Consider the following 19,195-nt stretch of genomic DNA (forward strand, 5'->3'; position numbering starts at 1 on the left):
ATAGCGGAGAGGAGTCAACCCGCATGGTGCGTGATATGCGCGAAATGCGCAGAGGGCCAGGGGTGTGCGACGATCGATGCGCAGTGGCGGATGGTGGGCGGAGGTCCGGCCATCGGCCGATCCGCTCAACGAGCCATGCCACCCTCGGTGTCATTCCGGGGCCGCGCAGCGGAGCCCGGAATGACGCGGAGGATGCGATGACTCGAGGTGACTGGACGTCGCCCGCCGAGGGAACTCACCTCAGAACGCCAGCTTCATCCCCCCGACGACGCTCCGCGGTGCGCCGGCGAAGATCGAGCCGGTGGTGGTGGCGAGCACGCCCGCGCCGTTCTGCAGCCCGGTCACCGCGCTGATCGAGTTCGCCAGCGGCTGGGCCGAGGCGATGTAGGTCGTATTGAGCACGTTGCGCACCTCGACGTAGAGGCTGAGGCGCTTGGCGTACGAGCCGATCAGGTCGGTGTCGTAGTGGATGTTGGCATTGACGATCGTGTAGCCCGGGGCTTTCAGCAGGTTGGCGTTGTCGAGGAAGAAGCCGTCCTGGTAGACCGCCTCGACGAAGGCGCCGGCGCCTTTGAGCGGGCCGGAGGGCTGGTCGTAGCCGATGCGGGCGAGGAGCTGGTGGGCCGGCACGCCGGGGATCAGCCGCCCGGCCCGGTCGAACCGCGCGGTGAGGCTGCCGGCGCTCAATTGCTCGACGTAGCGGGTGTAGAACTGGTCGTTGAGGCCGTAGGCCGCGGTGGCGCGCCAGCCGGGCGAGAACGCCCATTCGGCGCCGGCCTCGATGCCGCGATGCTCCGAGGCCGGGGCGTTGAATGTGTAGCTGAGCAGGCCCGCCCCCGGCGACTGGGTGACGAGCTCGTTGCGGAAGAACTCGTAGAAGCCGGTGAGGCTCAGGCGTAAGTTCGGCAGGGGCGACCAGTCGGCGCCGAGATCGAAGCCGAGATTGGTCTGGGTGCGCAGGTCGGTGTTGTTGCCCGGCACGCCGGCGGGCGTGACGAACAGGTTGCTCGCTGCCGGCGTCGCATATCCGGTGGCGACCCGGCCGCGGAAGGCCCAGGCCTCGTCGGGCCGGTAGACCAGCGCCAGTTCCGGCGCGACGTTGAGGAAGCTGCGGTCGATGTCGGCGAGCGTCGTGCGCGTGCCGGCGGCGGAATAGCTGTAGGTGAAGGTGCGGCCCTTGAGCCAGGTATTCTCGGCCGAGACGCCGAGCACCCCGGTCCATCGGTCCGACAGCGCGATCTCGCCCTGGGCCCGGCCGCCGAGATTCGACTGCACCGCCTCCTGGTTGCTGGTGAGCGCGCCGAGGCGCGGCCCGCCATAGGGCGCGCGGTTGTAGAGCGCGATATGGCTGTCGATGGCGTTGTAGGACAAAGCCGCGTAACCGACCGCCGGCAGGCCGAACACCTCGCCGCGATGGGTGACGTCTGTCAGGACATTGTACGACGGATAGCTGCCGCGCGAGGACGTGGTGTAGAACGGCTGGTCGAAGTTGCGCTCGTCGAAGCCGACCTGCGTGCGCCAGGTCGTGTGGGCGTCGATGTCGTGCTCCCAGCGTCCGGCGATGATCGTGCGCCGGTCGTTGCGGCCGAAGGCGCCCTCGCTCGCCGTCACCGGCACGGTGGCGCCGAAGGCGCCGTTGCGGAACAGGTTGAAGGTGGTGCAGCCCGCGGCCGCGTTGGCGGCGGTGGCGCAGCCGCGCTGGTAGGGGTTGATCCGGTACTGCGCCAGCGACGAGCGGGCGGCCAAGTCGACGTCGACGAGGTTGTTGATCACCTTCAGGGTGAAGCGGTTGTCCGGACTGGGGGTATAGCTCGCCAGCAGGTTGACCGTCTGGGTGTTGGCGCTGGCATGGTCCTGGAAGCCGTTGAGGCGGAAATCGCTGGCGAACAGGCTGATCTCGGTGGGACCGCTCACCCCACCGACGGCAAGGTAATGGTTGAGGTGACCGAAGCTGCCGGCATCGACGCCGATCTCGTAGCCGTCGATCTCGCGGCCGGTGCGGGTGCGGAACGCCAAGGCTCCACCGGTGGCGTAGTTGCCGAACAGGGGGGATTGCGGCCCGCGGAAGACGTCGATGCGGGAATAGGCGCGCGGATCGGTCAGGTCGAAGCGCGAGGCGCCGTCGGCTTGCGTGAGCGGGAAGCCGTCCTCCAGCACCACCATGTTCTTGGTCACGCCGGTCGAGCGGGCGTTGTTGCCGCGGATCGACACCACCACGTCGCGGGGTCCGTTGCCCTGGCGCACGGTCACGCCGGGGCTGTTGACGAGCACCTGACCAATCGTGGTGGCCGGGCGGTCGGCGATCGTGTCCCGCCGGCCGATCGCCGTCACGATCTCGCCGACCGGGTGTTCGATCACGCTCGGGGCCGAGCCCGGCGGGGCGGCGACGCCGAAGGCGGGGCCGGGCGGGCTCGCGCCGGCGACGGAGATCTCGTCGAGGGCGATGGTGTCCGGGGAGCCGGTGCCTTGGGCGAGGGCAGGACCTTGGGCGAGGGCAGGGCCTTGGGCGAGGGTCAGCAGGAGGGCGAGCGCGCGGGGTCGCACGCCGGAACCGGGGAGGCGCGGCATCGGGGAAGTCTCGTCGAGAACAGGACGGAGAGCGGCCGTCGGCCGCCCGCAAAGGGTGGCGTCAGGCCGTCGCCGGCCGCCGGAGGCCGCGCCGCAGGCCGAGGAGGGCCGCGTCGGTCGCGATCATCGCCAGGATCGCCAGCCCGGTCAGCGGGAAGGCGACGCCCATGGCGAGGACCAGGCCGGTGACCCCGGCAACCGCCCGACGGTCGTCCGGCCAGGCCGGCACGCCGAGGCGGCCCTTCGGCCGGCGCTTCCACCACATCACCGCGGCGGAGACCGCGAGCAGGATCGTGGCAAGGCAGAAGGCCAGCATCAGGAGCTGGTTGGGCCGACCCAGATACTCTCCCTTGTGCAGCCCGATCCCGTACTGGATCCCGCGCCCGACGAGGCCGATCTCGCCGAACGAGACGTTGACCAGCGGCCGGCCGGTATATTGGTCGAGGGAGATCATCCGCTGGCGGGTGACGTCGCGCGGATAGGCGGCGGCGGCGTAGACGCCGGTCGGCCCCTCCGGCAGCGCCAGCTCGTAGCCCGGCGGCATGCCGAGCCTGGTCAGGATCTCGGCCGCCCGGTCGATGCCGATCGGCACGCCGTCCTGACCCTGCGAGCGCGGCACCGGCGCGGTCTCGAGAGCCCACCCGGTGGTGTCGAGCACCTCGCCCATCGGCACCGCCGAGGCCGGCACGCCGGCCCAGAGCGCGTTCGGCAAGCCGAGGCCGGCGCGGTTCGAGACCGCCCGGAGCTGATCGCCCCAGACGATCGACCACGGCAACCCGGTGGCGGCGAGGAAGAACAGGCCGGCCCCGGCGACGAAGCCGGTGACGGCGTGCAGGTCGCGCCACCACACCCGCTTGCCCGGATTGCCCCGCACCGAGACCACGCCGCCCGTCTGGCGCCGCGGCCACCACAGGTAGATCCCGCTGAGCACCAGGATCAGGGTGAAGCCGGCCACGACCTCGATCAGCCCGTTCGCCACCGGACCGAAGAACGACAGGCTGTGCAGCCGGCGCACCACCCGCATCGCTTCCGCGTCGCGTCCGACGCGGTCGAGAACGGCGCCGTCATAGGGGTCGAGATAGACCAGGGTCTTCCCCGACGGGCCCGCCATGGTGACGATGGCGCTGCGGTCGGGCGCCTCGGGGCTGGCATAGGTGGTCGGCCGGGCCTCGGGCACTGCGTCGGCGGCGATGAAGACCAGCCGCTCCGGCGACAGGGGCGGCGTCGCCGGCACCGCCACGACGGTGCGGGACGCGAACAGCGTCCGGTCGATCTCGTCCTTGAACAGGTAGAGCGAGCCGGTGACGGAGAGCAGGATCAGGAACGGCAGGCAGAGCAGGCCGGCATAGAAATGCCAGCGCCACACCGCGCGATAGAGGGCGTCGCGCAAGCGCGCGGCCCCCTCGGCGGGGGCGTGAGACGGGACGGGCATGAGACGGGATCCGGGAGGCGGCTGATCGATGGCGACGAGGATCGATCAGGCCTGCGGCGGACCCCGTGGGCTGGTATTGGTATCGGGCGGAGCCCGCGCCGGGCTCTCGTCGGCGGCGGGCGGGAAGCGGTCGGCCGGGCTCGGGCCGTCCCAGGCGAGCCGGGTGAAGGCGAGGAGCACCGGGGCCACGAAGGGCAGGTGGTGGGCCGCGACGCAGCAGGGCAGGGCGCAATGTGCCCCATTCCCTGCCGGATCGCCCGCCTGGTCGGAGTGGCAGATCACCGGGCCGGCGGCGGCCTGGGCGGGCAACGGGGCCAGGGCGCCGAGCAGGAGCTGCAGGCACAGCGCGTAGAGCGCGACCACCGCGATGGTCGCGCGACCGATCGACCATGTCGGCGGGCTGGCGCGCATGGCCTTGGGTAGGCCGGCCGGCCCGGAGCCGTCAACGGCAGAAGCAGGGGTTTGCGGCGGATTCCCGGCGGCCGTGTCGTGATGGCGGATCTCTGCCTCGGGAGGCAGTATGCCGGGGGCCGTCGCCTTCGACACTCCGCGGGTCGTCCGGCCTGTGCGCGATGCGGCCGCGATGTCGCCGGCGCCGGCCGAGCGGCTGCCGAGGCGATCCGGAGCGATCTCGCCACCCGGTTCGATATCGAAGACCTCGCATCCGACACCGAGACAGTCACGATCGCGACGCCGTCGGAGTCGCGTGAGCCGCCCCAGGGCTTCTCATCCTGCTCCGGTCGAATGCCCGGCCGGCGGCGCTCCGTGATGTTAGCTCATTGGCGGTTCTCCGCCGCTTGTCCGCATGCTCTGTACATGTATTGCAGGCTCGTGGAAGGCCGCGTAAAGATCCTGTTTACTTGCCGTGACGCCTTCGCTGCCGCAGTGCCGATCGACTGTTAATGCATTTTTAACCATAATGGAGTAAATATTTCTATATCAGAAATCACCCGACTCGTGGAATTGGTAGGCCATCCGTCATGGGACTCGATGTCTTCGACAACATTCGGGCGCGCCGACCGGGCGACGACAGCGATTGGTTCGAGCAGAGTTTCATCGCGAATCTCGGGGACGTGATTCGCTCGGTCGGCGTGCTGACCGCCCGCGAGGGGCTGCCGCCGGTCGATGGAACATCCCCGGCCCGGGACTGGGACGCATTGATCGCCCAGGTCCGGAGCGTCGCCCAGGACACCCGGCAGGGGGGAGGGCAGGGCAGGCGGCCAGCGTCGCAGCAGGATACCGGGCAAGCCTTGCAGCCGAGGTCGGGCGAGATCGAGATGGGCCTGCGCCAGCGCGAGATGCAGGCTCAGAACCTGCTGCGCAGCGCGCATCGACGGCTCGACGAGGCCGCCGCGCGCATGACCGAGGCCGACGAGAAGGTGCGGGCGGCCGAGGATCGCGCGCGGGCCGCAGAGGCGCGGGCGGCGGCGATGATCGAGGCGGCGGAGCGGCGCGCGGCCCAGGCCGAGGAAGCCGCGCGCAGCGCCCTCGACTGGCTTCAGCGCCTGCGGCAGGCCGCCCCGGCGCCCTTCGCCGCTCAGCCGGCACCCTTCCCCGCCCAGCCGGCGCGCGGGCCCGCCGAGCCGCAGGGAGTGGCGTCGCGTCTGTTCCGGCGCGTCGCCTGACCGGGCGGCCGGAACCCGGCGCCGTCAGTACCCGCGCGCCCGGTCCACCGCCGCCGGGATCCGGCCCGAGGCGCGATAGGCCCGCACGTTGCCGGCGACGACCGCGGCGCTGCTCGCCGGGGTGGTCGGGCCGGAGATGTGCGGCAGCACCGTCACGCCGGGATGGCGCCAGAGGGCCGACTCCGCCGGCAGCGGCTCGACCTCGAACACGTCCAGCACCGCGTGCGACAGCTGCCCCGCATCGAGGGCGGCCAGCAGCGCGTCGGCGACGACGATCGGCCCGCGGCCGAAATTGATCAGGCCGGCCCCCGGCTTCATCGCGGCGAGCTGCCCGGCATCGAGGAGGCCGCGGGTCTCGGGGGTGAGCGGCAGCAGGCAGACGACGATGTCGCTGACGCCCAAAAGTCCGGCAAGACCCTCGGGCCCGGAGAAGCCCGTCACGCCCGGCGCCACGGCCTTCTCCGAGCGGCTCCAGGCCGCGATCCGGAAGCCGGCCTGCGCCAGGCGGTCGGCCGCCGCGCTTCCCAGTGCCCCGAGGCCGAGCAGCCCCACCGTCGTCGTGCCCGGGGGGCGATAGGGAAGCTGGCGCCAGGTTGCCGTCTCCTGCTGGCGGCGATAGGCCGGCATGTCGCGCTGGAGATAATACGTCCAGGCCAGCACCGCCTCGGCCATGGTGCGGGCGAGCTCGGGGTCGATCAAGCGGACGATCGGCGCGGATCCAGGCCCGAGATCGCGCACCAGCCGCTCGACCCCGGCCCACAGGCTCTGGATCCAGGCGAGGTTCGGCAGCTGCGCGACCTCGGCCGGGTCGGGATTGGCGACGATCGCGATCCCGACGCCGCTTCGCTCCGCCTCGCTCAAGGTCCGGAACGGCCGGACGGTCTCCTCCGGCATGGCATGGGCGAGGGCTGCCAGGAACTCGGCCTCCTCGTCGGCGTCGAGGTTGCCCAGGAAGGCGATCGGCTCGGACATCGGGGTCTCGCTTCAGAGCATCCTCCGACGAAGCGGATGCCGGTTCGTCGAAGAAAATGCGACAAATCAAGGATTCGGATCAGGGACCTGGATCAGGGGCCTTGGAGCATCGCCCGACCGCAGCGCGATCGGGCGCTGCGCTAGCGGCCGAGGACGGGGGTGAGGCGCGCCACCGCCTCCCGGGCGAGGTCCGGGCTGATGGCGAAGCACAGCCGGATGAAGCCCTCGCCCTCCGGCCCGAAGGCGGTGCCGGGCGCGACGCCGACTTTCGCCTCGTCGAGGAGCCGGAAGGCGATCTCGAGGCTGGTCTCGTCCGGGCGGGGCGTTCCGGGGCCCGCAACCCGGGCCATCAGGTAGAACGCCCCCTCCGGCACCGACACGGTGACGCCGGGCAGGCGAGACAGCCCCGCGACCAGGATCTCGCGGCTCTCGGCGCAGCGCGCCACCATCTGGCGGATGAAGCCGTCGCCTTCCTCCAGCGCCGTGATGGCGGCGTGCTGGATGAAGGTCGGGATCGAGGTGGTGTTGTACTGGCCGAGCTTGGCGAAGGTGGGGGCCAGGCCGCGCGGGGCGATCAGCCAGCCGGCGCGCCAGCCGGTCATCGCCCAGTTCTTCGAGAAGGTGTTGGTGACGATCAGCCGGTCGTCCTCGGTGCAGATCTGCTGGAAGGACGGCGCGATGGCGTTGCCGTAGGTGAAGTGGGCGTAGACCTCGTCCGACAGGATCCACAGCCCCCGCGCCCGGGCGAGGTCGCGCAGCGCCGTCATCTCGTCGAGCGGCATGGTCCAGCCGGTCGGGTTCGACGGCGAATTCACCACGATCACCCGGGTGCGCGGGCTGATCGCCGCCGCGATGTCGGCGAGCGGCAGGGCGAAGCGCCCATCCGCTTGCACCCGGTAGGGCACCGTCACCGGCACGCCGCCGGTGATCCGCACGGCCTCCGCCAGGTTCGGCCAGGCCGGGGAAGGGATGATGATCTCGTCGCCTGGCTCCAGCAGGGCCTGCGCCGCCTGCATGATGGCGTTCATGCCGCCAGCCGTGACGGCGAAGCGCTCCGGCGGGATTTCCACGCCCCAGTGCCGGGCGTGGTAGGCGCTCAACGCCTCGCGCAGCCGCGGCACGCCCAGCGACGTGGCGTAACGGGTATGGCCCGCCAGCATCGCCCGGTGCGCCGCCTCGACGATGAAGGGCGGCGTCGGCAGGTCGCCCTCGCCGATCCACAGCTTGACCACCTCGGGGTCGTCCCGGCCGCGATCGGCGACGAGGCCGATCTGGCTCGTGCCGATGCCCTGCATCCGCGGCGAGAGTCCGGCGGCGAGGTCCGGTGTGGCGGTCTCCGCGTGGGTCATCGGTGGCTCGTGCCCTCGTGTGATGCCCGGCCAGGGGCAAGCGTGTCGGCAAGCGTGTCGTTGGGTTCCTCCATAGCACCGGCCGTGCCGTGCGCGAGCCGCAACCCGCGCATACGTCGCGGCGAAGCCTCGCCGCTGGATCCGGGCCGGTCGGCCGCTACAACGGGTTCAAGAACGAACAAACGGAGGAAACAGCACGTGACGGTCAACCGCAGAACCGCCCTGGCGGGCGCCACCGCCCTCGCCGCCCTCTCGACGGGCGCCGCGCAGGCGCAGGGCGGACCCAAGCCCCAGGACTCGAAGACCTACGTCCTGGTACACGGCGCCTATGGCGGCGGCTGGATCTGGCGTGACGTCGCCGCGTCCTTGCGGGGCCAGGGTCACCGGGTCTTCACGCCGACCCAGACCGGGCTCGGCGAGCGGAGCCACCTGCTCTCGCGCCAGATCACCGTCGATACCCATATCGACGACGTGGCGGGCGTGATCGCCTTCGAGGACCTGCGCGACGTCGTGCTGGTCGGGCATTCCTACGGCGGCATGGCGGTGACCGGGGTCGCCGACCGCCTGACCGACCGGATCCGCCGCATCGTCTATCTCGACGCGCTGATTCCCGAGGCCGGCGACACCGCCTTCACGATCCTGCCCGCCGGCATGGCGGAGGCCCGGCGCAAGACGGCCCTGGAGCAGGGCGCGGGCGTCGCCCTGCCGGTGCCGGGCCCGGAGGCCTTCCCGATCCCGGCCGGGCCGGCCAAGGACTGGTTCATGCAGCGCCTGCGCCCGCACCCGATCGGCACCTACGAGAGTCCGGTGCGGCTTTCGAAACCCGCCGGTGCCGGCCTGCCGGTGACCTACGTCGCCTACACCGCCCCGGCGCTCGCCTCGATCGAGCCGAGCCGGCAGCGGGCCAAGGCCAAGGCCGGGTGGGAGTACCGCGAGCTCGCCGTGCCGCACGATGTCGAGGTGCCGAATCCCGAGAGGGTGGTCGAGGTGCTGGCGGGGGTGGGCTAGGACGTGCGCGTGCCCTGGCTCCGCGGCCTGCCGCTGCGCTCCTGAAATCCTCCGCGTCATTCCGGGGCCGCGACGCGAAGCCCGGAATCCAGACGCTCGGGACGAGCAGAACGGAGCGGAACGCGGTCCGCTTCCCTCCCGATCTCCTGCGGTTCCGGATCCCGGGCTCCGCTGCACGGCCCCGGGATGCTGGGAGGGGATGTCGGGGAGGGGATGAGATCGCGTCGTTCGCAACGACCCGATCTCACGCCGCCTTGCCGGTCGGCAGGGAAGCGGCGGCGGGCGCCACCGCGACGGTCTCGTCCTCGCCCTCGCCCTCACCCTCCTGCATCTCCCCCTGCCAGCGGGCGACCGCCGCGGTGGCGAGCCCGTTGCCGAGCACATTGGTGACGGTGCGGCCCATGTCGAGGATCTGGTCGACGCCCATGATCAGCAGGATGCCGGCGGCGGGCAGGCCGAACATCGGCACGGTCGCGGCCACCACCACCAGCGAGGCGCGCGGCACGCCGGCGATGCCCTTGCTGGTCACCATCATGACGAGCAGCATGGTCAGCTGCTCGGTGATGCCGAGATGGATGCCGAAGGCCTGGGCGATGAACAGCGAGGCCAGAGCCTGGTACATCATCGAGCCGTCGAGGTTGAACGAATAGCCGAGCGGCAGCACGAAGCCGGTGACCCGCGGCCGCACGCCGAACCGCTCCAGCACCTCGACGGTGCGCGGGAAGGCGGCCTCGCTGCTCGCGGTCGAGAAGGCGACGATCATCGGGGTGCGCAGCAGGCGCAGGAGCCGCACGACGCTGGTGCCGAGCACCAGCCAGCCGGCGCCGATCAGGAGCGCCCACAGGATGGCGAGTCCGAGATAGAACACGGCGATGAACTTGCCGTAATCGACCAGCACGCCGAGGCCCTGGATGGTGACGACCGAGGCCATGGCCGCGAAGACGGCGAGGGGGGCCACCTGCATCACCGCATCGGTGACCTTGAACATCACCTGGGCGAGACCGTTCAGCATGTGGACCATCGGGTCGGCGTAACGGCGGTCGATCGCGCTGAGGCCGAAGCCGAAGAACAGCGAGAAGACCAGGATCTGCAGCACCTCGTTCGTCGCCATCGCCGAGACGATGCTGGTCGGGAAGACGTGGGTGATGAACTCGCGCAGGTCGATCGAGGCGGCCTTCAGGCCGGTCTGCGCGCCGGCGTCCGGCAGCGGCAGGCCGAGGCTGGCGCCGGGCTGGAAGAGGTTGGCGACGAGGAAGCCGAGCGACAGCGAGACGATCGACGCGGTCAGGAACCAGCCCATGGCAAAGCCCGCGACGCGACCGACCGCCCTGGTGTCGCCGAAGCTCGCGATGCCCGACACGATGGTGGCGAAGACCAGAGGCGCAATGATCATCTTGATCAGCCGCAGGAAGATGTCGGTGCCGATGGTGAAATAGCCGGCGATCTCCTTCGCTTCGGCGGGGCTTCCCGCCATGCCGTGCAACACCGCGCCGACGGCGACGCCGAGGGCGAGGCCGATCCCGGTATAGAGCGTCAGCCGGCCCGAGCGTCCGGTCGATTCCACCTGTGCCATGTCTATGGTCCTCCCGAGGGTGAACGGATGTGCGGCAAGGCCCCCGGGCGCGACTGCGCGCGCCCGAGGTTTCCCGCGGATGTCTGGCGTTTCCGTCCGTGACTAAGTGGCGAGGGATCAGATCGCCGTGAGGGCCTGCGGGCGCGTCAGCCGGTCGGGTTGCAGCACCCTGTCGAGCTGGTCGCGGGCCATCAATCGCTTCTCGAGCACGAGGTCGTAGACGCCCCGGCCCGTGGCATGTGCCTCCATAGCGATCGCTGTGGCGTTGCGATAGCCAATATAGGGGTTGAGCGCCGTCACGATGCCTATCGATTGTTCAACGCTGGCTCGCAGCCGCTCGCGATTGGCGGTGATGCCGCGCACGCAATGGAGGTCCAGGGTACGGCAGGCCGCCTCCAGATGGGCGAGGCTGCGGAACAGGCTGTAGGCGATCACCGGCTCGAAGGCGTTGAGCTGGAGCTGGCCTCCTTCCGCCGCAAAGGAGATCGTCACGTCGTTGCCGATCACCTCGAACGCCACCTGGTTGACGACCTCCGGGATCACCGGGTTGACCTTGCCGGGCATGATCGAAGACCCGGCCTGGCGCGCCGGCAGGGTGATCTCGCAGAAGCCCGCCCGCGGGCCGCTCGACAGCAGGCGCAGGTCGTTGCAGGTCTTCGACAGCTTGACGGCGACGCGCTTGAGCACCCCGGACACCTGCACGAAGGCGCCGCAATCCTGCGTCGCCTCCACCAGGTCTTCCGCGGTCACCAGGGGAATCCCGGTGATGGCCGAGAGCCGCTCGCGCACCAGCCCGGCATAGAGCGGGTGGGCGGTGATGCCGGTGCCGATCGCGGTCGCGCCCATGTTGATCTCGCGGATCAGCAATTCGGCCTCGCCCAGCCGCGCCTCGTCCTCGGCCAGCATCCGGGCGAAGGCGCCGAATTCCTGGCCCAAGGTCATCGGCACCGCGTCCTGGAGCTGGGTGCGGCCCATCTTGAGGATGTCGCGGAACTCGTCCGACTTCGCCGCGAAGCTCGCCCGCAAGCCGGCCATCGCCGCGACGAGGCGCCGGATCGCCCCGATCCCGGCGATCTTGAGCGCCGTCGGGTACACGTCGTTGGTGCTTTGGCCCATGTTGACGTGCTCGTTGGGGTGGAGCCGGCCGTAATCACCGCGCGCGGCGCCGAGCAGTTCGAGCGCCCGGTTGGCGATCACCTCGTTGGCGTTCATGTTGGTCGAGGTGCCGGCCCCGCCCTGGATCTGGTCGACGACGAACTGGTCGTGCAAGGCGCCGCCGCGGATCTCCAGGCAGGCTGCCACGATGGCGTCGCAGCGTTCCGCATCGAGAAGCCCGAGCTCGCGGTTGGCCAGCGCCGCCGCCTGCTTGATCGCCGCGAGCGCCTGGATCAGGTCGGGGCAGGTCGCGAGGGTCGTGCCGGTGATCGAGAAATTCTCGACGGCGCGCAGGGTGTGGATGCCGTAATAGGCGGAGGCCGGTACCTCGCGGTCGCCGAGAAGATCGTGCTCGATGCGGGTCGAAACGTCGGACAAGGGACTCTCCTGGCATGCGGCCGCGATCCGGCCTGCCGGATGGCGGGCGGGGCTGAGGCCGCGTCGACGGAATGATCGGGGCCGGGATCGCGCTGGCCGGCTCGAAGACGAGCGGCGGCGTCACCGGATGGCGGTGGGATAAGCCCAGGCGCCGCACCGCGCCAATGCTATGTTTGCCGGCAACTATTCCGGATCCGAATAGTTTGGCGGATCCTCTGCGGCGACTGCCCAGACCTCGTCGAGGAAGGGGCGATGGCGCTCGGCGCTGCGATAGAGCCGGATGTCCATCGGCAGCTCGCGGCCGAGCACCGTCAGGGCGCCGGCGCGGATCTCGGCCTCGATCAGGCTGCGCGGCAGCCAGGCGATGCCGTGGCCGCCGAGCGCCATCGAGCGCAGGGCCTCGGCCATCGAGTTCTCGTTGGTATGGACCGGGTAGGTCGCCGGCGCGTCCTCACCGGATTGCGCGATGGCGGCCAGCCGCCCGAGGAACGAGCCGCGGGAATATTGCAGCAACGGCAGGCGGCCCCTCGCATCCGGCACCAGCCCGCGGGGGGAGACCACCGCCGCCAGGCTGTCGCGGCCGACGATGCGGCAGGGATAGCGCTCGGGATCGAGCGGGATCGGGATGCCCGGATGGTGATAGGTCAGGAGCAGGTCGTAGCCGCCCTCGACCAGCGCCTGAACGCAGATGTTGAAGTTGTCGGGCAGCACCCGGCTCGCCACCGGCCCGAGGGCGTCGCGGATCCGGCCGAGCCAAGCCGGCAGGAACGACAGGCAGAGCGAGTGGAGCGCCGTGATCGTCACCACCGGCAGCCCGGCGCCGTCGCTGCGGGCCCGGAAGTCGGCGCGGCTCAGGGTGAGGAGCCGCACCACCTCCTCGGCGGTCTCGAGGAACTGGCGCCCGTCGGCGGTCAGCGTGATCGGGTAGGTGCTGCGGTCGAGGAGCGCGGTGCCGAGCCAGACTTCGAGCGAGCGGATGCGCCGGCTGAACGCCGACTGGGTGACGGCGCGGGCTTCCGCCGAGCGCGAGAAGCTGCGGGTCTCGGCGAGGCTCAGGAAGTCCTCGATCCACTTGAGTTCCATTGCGGGTCGTCCAGGTGAGCGGGGCTGGCGTTTCCCGCGCCGCCCCACACTACGAGAGCCAGCGAGGCAAGACACCAATCCGCGCCCCAACACCCACCGGGTCATTCCGCGGCCGCGCAGCGGAGCCAAGAAACCGGAATCTCAGATGGACAGGACGAGGCGGAACGCTCGCGACTCATCCGCCATGATCAGCGGTTCTGGATCCCGGGCTCGGCTGCGCGGCCCCGGGATGACCCTGTGAGGCGGGCAGGCGAGACGTCGTTCCGATAAGGAGTCGGCGGGCGGATCCTCGCCGAACAGGCGCGCCATCCACACGTCGGGCGTGAAGCGCACGGCACGGTGGCGCTGCTCCAAGTCTCGCGCCAGGGTCGTCTTGCCCGAGCCCAGGAAGCCGAACAGGAGGTGGGCGGTCGGCATGATCTTCGGGGACGCAGTCAGGTTGCACCATATCCGATACGTCCGCAGCGCGCGCTATCCGCGCCGAGGTTCACTCACGGGCCCTGAGCTCTTCGTACGAGACCATCACGTGCTCGCGAAAAGCCGGCCGCTTCGAAAGCATATCGTAGTATCGACGAAGCGCCGGCCGATCCTGACGGTCGATCGGGATGTCGAAGTAGCGGTAGAGCACGTGCCCAAATTGGATGTCGGCCAAGGTAAATTCGTCGCCGGCCAAGTAGGTTTTGCGCGAGAGTTGTGCCTCCGCGATACTCAAGAGATTGTCCAGCTTTGTCACCGCGTGGCGGATGGCGGTGGGGTCCTGCCTGGAGGGCGGCGTTCGAACGACCTGCCAGAAAATCGGGACCGTGAAGCCGAGGGTGACGTTGATCTTGGACCATTCGGCCCACTGATCGATTCGGGCCCGCACAACGCTGTCCGTCGGCCAGAACGGCGCCGCGCCGTACCGCCCAGCGAGATACCGCAGGAGGGCGCCCGTTTCCCACAGCGGTTCGCCGCCTCCGTCGCGGAGGACGGGTACGGTTCCGTTCGGGTTCATCGCCAGGAAGGCCGGCGTATCGGTGCCGCCGTAGATGTGCCCTGCGTCGTGCCGCTCATAAGGGAGGCCGAGTTCCCCGATGCACCACATGAGCGCCTGAACGTTGGACGACGTCTTCCGTCCCCAGACCGTCAACATCGGTATCTTCCCTGAAGACGGGCCGGCTCGCACGAGCACATCATGCCGACGGGATGGTCGTCTGGACAGGGCGGCGGGTCGGGATTTTCGTCATCGGCTGTCGGTCGGCTCGTTCGACAGCCGCGCAGCGGGATGGCTAATCCAGCCCCAACCCCTTCTTCAACCACGCCGCGTAATGCCCGGCGATATACGTCACCCGCCGACGCTCCGAAGCCGGATCGTACCACGCGCCGCCCGAACTCGCATTGGTGGCCGAGAGCTGCGGATGGCGCAGCAGCACGGTGCCGGCGCGGTCGACCACCAGGGCCTCGCCCTCGAGATAGTCGGTGTTGGTGGCGTTGCCGCCGCCGAAGCGGGTCTCGCTGCCGGCATAGGGATTGAGCGAGACGCCGGTGACCCGCACGACGAGCGTCGGGCCCGGGCCGCCGACGCGATCGGCGAAGGTTCTGGCGAGGGCAGCCTGCAACTCTCCCCGGACATTCTCGGCATAGGGGCCGAGGCCGCGGGCGAGAAGGGGGCGGACATCGACCTGGATGCCTGAGAACCGTGTCGCGGGCGGCAGGGTCGCGTCCTGCGCCAGAGCCGGCGCGGCGACCGCCATCAGGGCGGCCGCGATCAGGGACTGGCTCCAGCGCAGCATCGGCGTCGTCTCCACGGCGGCCGACGGGGCCACCTCGTGCGAGACGAGATAGCCCTAGGCTACCGTTCCGGCAACGCTTCGGCGGGTCAGGCGCCGAACTGGATGCCGACGACCTCGTAGGACTTGCCGCCGCCCGGGGTGACGACCTCGACGGTGTCGCCGACGCCCTTGCCGATCAGCGCGCGGGCGATCGGCGAGGTGATCGAGACCCGACCGGCATGCACGTCGGCCTCGGGCTCGCCGACGATCTGGTAGGTCTTCTCCTCCTCAGTGTCCTCGTCGATCAGCTTGACGGTGGCGCCGAACTTGACCTTGGTGCCCGAGAGCTTGGCGACGTCGATGACCTCGGCGCGGGAGATCAGGCTCTCCAGCTCCAGCACCCGGCCCTCGTTGTGGGACTGGGCCTCCTTGGCGGCGTGGTACTCGGCATTCTCCGACAGGTCGCCGAGCGCGCGGGCTTCCGAGATCGCCTGGATGATCCGCGGACGCTCCTCCTGCTGGCGGCGCTTCAGCTCCGCTTCCAGAGCCGCGAACCCCCGTACCGTGATCGGAACCTTGTCCATCGTCGTCGTCTCGCGTCACAAATAATCGGCCCGGCGGGAGGGTGAGCCTCCCGACCGGGCCTGTTTCCGATTGTCTCGCGCGGGCGCGAGGGGATGAGATAGGCCGCTTCCGCGGTCTTTCGACTTAAGCCGCGAAATATTCCTGCAGGGCCCGGACCTCGAGATCACCCCCGAGATAGGCCTTGATCCCCTCGGCGGCCGCCATCGCTCCCGCGAGAGTGGTGTAGTACGGCACTTTATGCAAGAGGGCGGCCCGGCGCAGGGACCGGGAGTCGGAGAGCGCGCCCGCCCCTTCCGTGGTGTTGAACACCAGGTGGATCTCGCCGTTCTTGATCGCGTCGACCACGTGCGGCCGGCCCTCCAGCACCTTGTTGATGCGGGCGCAGGGAACGCCGTTCTCGGCGAGGTAGCGCTGGGTGCCGGCGGTGGCGAGCACCGTGAAGCCGAGCTCGGCGAGGAGCTGGATCGCCGGCAGGATGCGCGCCTTGTCGTCGTCGCGCACCGAGACGAAGACCGTGCCGGCCTTCGGCACCTGGGTGCCGGAGCCGAGCTGGCTCTTGGCGAAGGCGACGCCGAAGCCGCGGTCGAGGCCGATCACCTCGCCGGTCGAGCGCATCTCCGGCCCGAGCAGCACGTCGACCCCGGGGAAGCGGGCGAACGGGAACACCGCCTCCTTGACCGCGATGTGCGGCAGCGTCTTGGGCTTGAGGCCGAAGGTGGCGAGGGGCTCGCCCGCCATCACCCGGGCGGCGATCTTGGCGATCGGCTCGCCGATCACCTTGGCGACGAACGGCACGGTGCGCGAGGCCCGCGGGTTGACCTCCAGGACGTAGATCTCGCCGTCCTTGATCGCGTATTGCACGTTCATCAGGCCGCCGACTTCCAGCGCCAACGCGAGGCCGCGGGTCTGGCGCTCCAGCTCGGCGATGGTCTCCGGCGACAGCGAGCGCGGCGGCAGCGAGCAGGCGGAATCGCCCGAGTGGATGCCCGCCTCCTCGATGTGCTCCATGATGCCGGCGATGAACACGTCCTTGCCGTCCGAGACGGCGTCAACGTCGACCTCGATCGCGTCCGACAGGTAGCGGTCGAACAGGAGCGGGTTCTTGCCCAGCACCGTGTTGATCTGGCCGGTCTTGTCGTTGGGGTAGCGCGCCTTGACGTCCGACGGGATCAGGCTCGGCAGGGTGTCGAGCAGGTAGTCGGCGAACTGGGTCTCGTCGCGGATGATCGCCATCGCGCGCCCGCCGAGGACGTAGGAGGGGCGCACCACGAAGGGCAGGCCGAGATCGGCGGCGATCAGCCGGCTCTGCTCCACCGAGTAGGCGATGCCGTTCTTCGGCTGCTTGAGGTGCAGCTTGTCGAGCAGGCGCTTGAAGCGGTCGCGGTCCTCGGCGAGGTCGATCGCATCGGGCGAGGTGCCGAGGATCGGCACGCCGGCCTCCTCGAGGGCGCGGGCGAGCTTCAGCGGGGTCTGGCCGCCGAACTGCACGATCACGCCGTGCAGCGTGCCGGCCTGGCGCTCGGTCTCGATGATCTCCAGCACGTCCTCGGCGGTCAGCGGCTCGAAGTAGAGCCGGTCCGAGGTGTCGTAGTCGGTCGATACCGTCTCCGGGTTGCAGTTGACCATGATGGTCTCGTAGCCCGCATCGGTGAGCGCGAAGCAGGCGTGGCAGCAGCAATAGTCGAACTCGATGCCCTGGCCGATCCGGTTCGGGCCGCCGCCGAGGATGATGACCTTCTTGGCGTCCGAGGGCTGCGCCTCGTCGGCCACGGTCCCCGCGAAGGGGGCGACGTAGGTCGAGTACATGTAGGCGGTCGGCGACTTGAACTCGGCCGCGCAGGTATCGATCCGCTTGAAGACCGGCCGCACCGACAGGGCCCGGCGGGCGGCGCGCACGGCGCCCTCGTCCATGCCGGCGAGCACGGCGATGCGCGAGTCGGAGAAGCCCGCCGCCTTGAGCTGGCGGAAGGCGCCCGGGGTCTTCGGCAGGCCGAAGCGCTTCACCTTGGTCTCGAGGTCGATGATGCCCTGGAGCTGCTCCAGGAACCACGGGTCGATCTTGCACGAGGCGTGGACCTCCTCGTGGCTGACGCCGAGGCGCAGGGCCTGCGCCACCTTGAGGAGGCGATCCGGGGTCGGGGTGCCGATCGCCGCCTTGATGGCGTTGCGGTCGTCGCCCTTGCCCAGCCCCTCGATCTCGATGTCGTCGAGGCCGGTGAGACCCGTCTCCAGCGAGCGCAGGGCCTTCTGGAGCGACTCGGCGAAGGTCCGGCCGATCGCCATCGCCTCGCCGACCGACTTCATGGCGGTGGTCAGCGTCGGCTCGGCGCCCGGGAACTTCTCGAAGGCGAAGCGCGGGATCTTGGTGACGACGTAGTCGATCGTCGGCTCGAACGAGGCCGGGGTGGCCCCGCCCGTGATGTCGTTGGCGATCTCGTCGAGGGTGTAGCCCACCGCGAGCTTCGCCGCGACCTTGGCGATCGGGAAGCCGGTCGCCTTCGAGGCGAGCGCCGAGGAGCGCGAGACGCGCGGGTTCATCTCGATGACGATCATCCGGCCGGTGGCCGGGTCGACGGCGAACTGCACGTTCGAGCCGCCGGTCTCGACGCCGATCTCGCGGAGCACCGCGAGCGAGGCGTCGCGCATGCGCTGGTATTCCTTGTCGGTCAGCGTCAGCGCCGGGGCCACGGTGATCGAGTCGCCGGTGTGCACCCCCATCGGGTCGACGTTCTCGATCGAGCAGACGATGATGCAGTTGTCCGCGCGATCGCGGACGACCTCCATCTCGTACTCCTTCCAGCCCAGAACCGATTCCTCGATCAGGACCTCGTTGGTCGGCGAGGCGTCGATGCCGCGCTCGACGATGTCGAGGAATTCCTCGCGGTTATAGGCGATGCCGCCGCCGGTGCCGCCCATCGTGAAGGACGGCCGGATGATCGCCGGCAGGCCGACCTCGGCGAGCGCGACGAGCGCCTGGCCGAGCGCATGCTCGCCGTAGCGCTTGCGCCGGTCGTTCTCGGCCGAGGCCCACTTCTTCTCGAACGCCGCGAGCGCCGCCTTGCGGGAGGCCTCGTCGCCCTCGGTCGCCTCGATGCGGGCCACCTCGGCGAGGTACTTCTCGCGGTCGGCCTTCTTGGCGGCCGAGGCGTTGGCGAGCGCCGATTTCGGCGTCTCCAGGCCGATCTTGGTCATGGCGTCGCGGAAGAGGCTGCGGTCCTCCGCCTTGTCGATCGCCTCGGCGGTGGCGCCGATCATCTGGACGCCGAACTTCTCCAGCACGCCCATCCGCTTGAGCGAGAGGGCGCAGTTCAGCGCGGTCTGGCCGCCCATGGTCGGCAGGAGGGCATCGGGCCGCTCCTTCTCGATGATGCGGGCGACGATCTCCGGGGTGATCGGCTCGACGTAGGTGGCATCGGCGAGATCCGGATCGGTCATGATCGTCGCCGGATTCGAGTTGACCAGGATGATCCGGTAGCCTTCCTCGCGCAGGGCCTTGCAGGCCTGCGTCCCGGAATAGTCGAACTCGCATGCCTGCCCGATGACGATCGGGCCCGCGCCGATGATGAGGATGGAGGAGAGATCGGTGCGCTTGGGCATCGGACGCTTCAGACTCGTGCGGCGCGCTGCCTCGTTCCTCGGAACCGGCCTCTCAACCTGGTCAGGGCGGCGGGGCGGGAGCGGAACGGAAGGAGGCGGCGGGGATTGCGTTGGGCGCC

15 protein-coding genes are annotated in these 19,195 nt (G+C 70.0%); 2 read left to right on the plus strand and 13 right to left on the minus strand.

From position 1 onward, the window contains the following. Positions 1–240 precede the first annotated feature (240 nt). The 3 genes from FF100_RS02100 to FF100_RS02110 all read right to left on the minus strand — a co-directional run bounded on the left by FF100_RS02100 (position 241) and on the right by FF100_RS02110 (position 4,411). Entirely contained in the window at positions 241–2,568 is a 2,328-nt protein-coding gene (locus FF100_RS02100; protein WP_139033897.1) for a TonB-dependent receptor family protein, read from the minus strand. Positions 2,569–2,629: 61 nt separating this feature from the next. After that, on the minus strand, positions 2,630–4,000 hold the full coding sequence (locus tag FF100_RS02105) for a PepSY-associated TM helix domain-containing protein (RefSeq protein WP_139033898.1): 1,371 nt from the start codon (positions 3,998–4,000) through the stop codon (positions 2,630–2,632). A gap of 45 nt (positions 4,001–4,045) precedes the next feature. Then, positions 4,046–4,411, minus strand: coding sequence for a hypothetical protein (locus tag FF100_RS02110; RefSeq protein ID WP_139033899.1), 366 nt, complete (start codon positions 4,409–4,411; stop codon positions 4,046–4,048). A 569-nt stretch (positions 4,412–4,980) separates the two neighbouring features. On the opposite strand from FF100_RS02110, the gene FF100_RS02115 reads away from it, so the two are divergent. Continuing rightward, complete coding sequence (locus FF100_RS02115; RefSeq protein WP_139033900.1) at positions 4,981–5,625, plus strand: hypothetical protein; 645 nt, start codon at positions 4,981–4,983, stop codon at positions 5,623–5,625. 24 nt (positions 5,626–5,649) lie between these two features. Here the strand turns inward: FF100_RS02115 and FF100_RS02120 are convergent, their stop codons facing one another. Beyond that, positions 5,650–6,597: a 2-hydroxyacid dehydrogenase gene (locus tag FF100_RS02120; protein WP_139033901.1), complete on the minus strand. Its 948-nt coding sequence runs from the start codon at positions 6,595–6,597 to the stop codon at positions 5,650–5,652. A gap of 140 nt (positions 6,598–6,737) precedes the next feature. Next, a complete protein-coding gene (locus tag FF100_RS02125) occupies positions 6,738–7,946 on the minus strand; it encodes a pyridoxal phosphate-dependent aminotransferase (protein ID WP_139033902.1) in 1,209 nt (402 codons plus the stop codon). Between the two features lie 198 nt (positions 7,947–8,144). Here FF100_RS02125 and FF100_RS02130 point away from each other — a divergent pair, with 198 nt between their 5' ends. Further along, a complete protein-coding gene (locus FF100_RS02130) occupies positions 8,145–8,954 on the plus strand; it encodes an alpha/beta hydrolase (RefSeq protein WP_246101872.1) in 810 nt (269 codons plus the stop codon). A 244-nt stretch (positions 8,955–9,198) separates the two neighbouring features. Here the strand turns inward: FF100_RS02130 and FF100_RS02135 are convergent, their stop codons facing one another. The 8 genes from FF100_RS02135 to carB all read right to left on the minus strand — a co-directional run bounded on the left by FF100_RS02135 (position 9,199) and on the right by carB (position 19,076). Beyond that, entirely contained in the window at positions 9,199–10,527 is a 1,329-nt protein-coding gene (locus FF100_RS02135; RefSeq protein WP_139033903.1) for a dicarboxylate/amino acid:cation symporter, read from the minus strand. 117 nt (positions 10,528–10,644) lie between these two features. Beyond that, positions 10,645–12,060 carry an aspartate ammonia-lyase gene (gene aspA / locus FF100_RS02140; protein ID WP_139033904.1) on the minus strand — a complete coding sequence of 472 codons (1,416 nt, stop codon included), beginning with the start codon at positions 12,058–12,060 and terminating at the stop codon, positions 10,645–10,647. A 183-nt stretch (positions 12,061–12,243) separates the two neighbouring features. After that, complete coding sequence (locus FF100_RS02145) at positions 12,244–13,143, minus strand: LysR substrate-binding domain-containing protein (protein WP_139033905.1); 900 nt, start codon at positions 13,141–13,143, stop codon at positions 12,244–12,246. 141 nt (positions 13,144–13,284) lie between these two features. Continuing rightward, on the minus strand, positions 13,285–13,560 hold the full coding sequence (locus FF100_RS02150) for a P-loop nucleotide/nucleoside kinase family protein (protein ID WP_139033906.1): 276 nt from the start codon (positions 13,558–13,560) through the stop codon (positions 13,285–13,287). A 70-nt stretch (positions 13,561–13,630) separates the two neighbouring features. Continuing rightward, a complete protein-coding gene (locus tag FF100_RS02155) occupies positions 13,631–14,275 on the minus strand; it encodes a glutathione S-transferase family protein (protein WP_139033907.1) in 645 nt (214 codons plus the stop codon). A 136-nt stretch (positions 14,276–14,411) separates the two neighbouring features. After that, positions 14,412–14,915 carry a hypothetical protein gene (locus FF100_RS02160; RefSeq protein WP_139033908.1) on the minus strand — a complete coding sequence of 168 codons (504 nt, stop codon included), beginning with the start codon at positions 14,913–14,915 and terminating at the stop codon, positions 14,412–14,414. A gap of 86 nt (positions 14,916–15,001) precedes the next feature. Continuing rightward, complete coding sequence (greA, locus tag FF100_RS02165; RefSeq protein WP_139033909.1) at positions 15,002–15,478, minus strand: transcription elongation factor GreA; 477 nt, start codon at positions 15,476–15,478, stop codon at positions 15,002–15,004. Positions 15,479–15,602: 124 nt separating this feature from the next. Then, the gene (gene carB / locus FF100_RS02170; protein ID WP_139033910.1) at positions 15,603–19,076 is read right to left on the minus strand and encodes a carbamoyl-phosphate synthase large subunit; all 3,474 of its coding nucleotides are present in this window, start codon (positions 19,074–19,076) and stop codon (positions 15,603–15,605) included. Positions 19,077–19,195: the final 119 nt, after the last annotated feature.

This window comes from Methylobacterium terricola (assembly GCF_006151805.1).
Classification (GTDB): domain Bacteria; phylum Pseudomonadota; class Alphaproteobacteria; order Rhizobiales; family Beijerinckiaceae; genus Methylobacterium; species Methylobacterium terricola.

Bases quoted from the DNA above. Each gene is read 5' to 3' on its own strand.
- FF100_RS02100 (WP_139033897.1), bottom strand. From the start codon at position 2,568: ATGCCGCGCCTCCCCGGTTCCGGCGTGCGACCCCGCGCGCTCGCCCTC.
- FF100_RS02105 (WP_139033898.1), bottom strand. From the start codon at position 4,000: ATGCCCGTCCCGTCTCACGCCCCCGCCGAGGGGGCCGCGCGCTTGCGC.
- FF100_RS02110 (WP_139033899.1), bottom strand. From the start codon at position 4,411: ATGCGCGCCAGCCCGCCGACATGGTCGATCGGTCGCGCGACCATCGCG.
- FF100_RS02115 (WP_139033900.1), top strand. From the start codon at position 4,981: ATGGGACTCGATGTCTTCGACAACATTCGGGCGCGCCGACCGGGCGAC.
- FF100_RS02120 (WP_139033901.1), bottom strand. From the start codon at position 6,597: ATGTCCGAGCCGATCGCCTTCCTGGGCAACCTCGACGCCGACGAGGAG.
- FF100_RS02125 (WP_139033902.1), bottom strand. From the start codon at position 7,946: ATGACCCACGCGGAGACCGCCACACCGGACCTCGCCGCCGGACTCTCG.
- FF100_RS02135 (WP_139033903.1), bottom strand. From the start codon at position 10,527: ATGGCACAGGTGGAATCGACCGGACGCTCGGGCCGGCTGACGCTCTAT.
- FF100_RS02145 (WP_139033905.1), bottom strand. From the start codon at position 13,143: ATGGAACTCAAGTGGATCGAGGACTTCCTGAGCCTCGCCGAGACCCGC.
- FF100_RS02150 (WP_139033906.1), bottom strand. From the start codon at position 13,560: ATGCCGACCGCCCACCTCCTGTTCGGCTTCCTGGGCTCGGGCAAGACG.
- FF100_RS02155 (WP_139033907.1), bottom strand. From the start codon at position 14,275: ATGTTGACGGTCTGGGGACGGAAGACGTCGTCCAACGTTCAGGCGCTC.
- FF100_RS02160 (WP_139033908.1), bottom strand. From the start codon at position 14,915: ATGCTGCGCTGGAGCCAGTCCCTGATCGCGGCCGCCCTGATGGCGGTC.
- greA (WP_139033909.1), bottom strand. From the start codon at position 15,478: ATGGACAAGGTTCCGATCACGGTACGGGGGTTCGCGGCTCTGGAAGCG.
- carB (WP_139033910.1), bottom strand. From the start codon at position 19,076: ATGCCCAAGCGCACCGATCTCTCCTCCATCCTCATCATCGGCGCGGGC.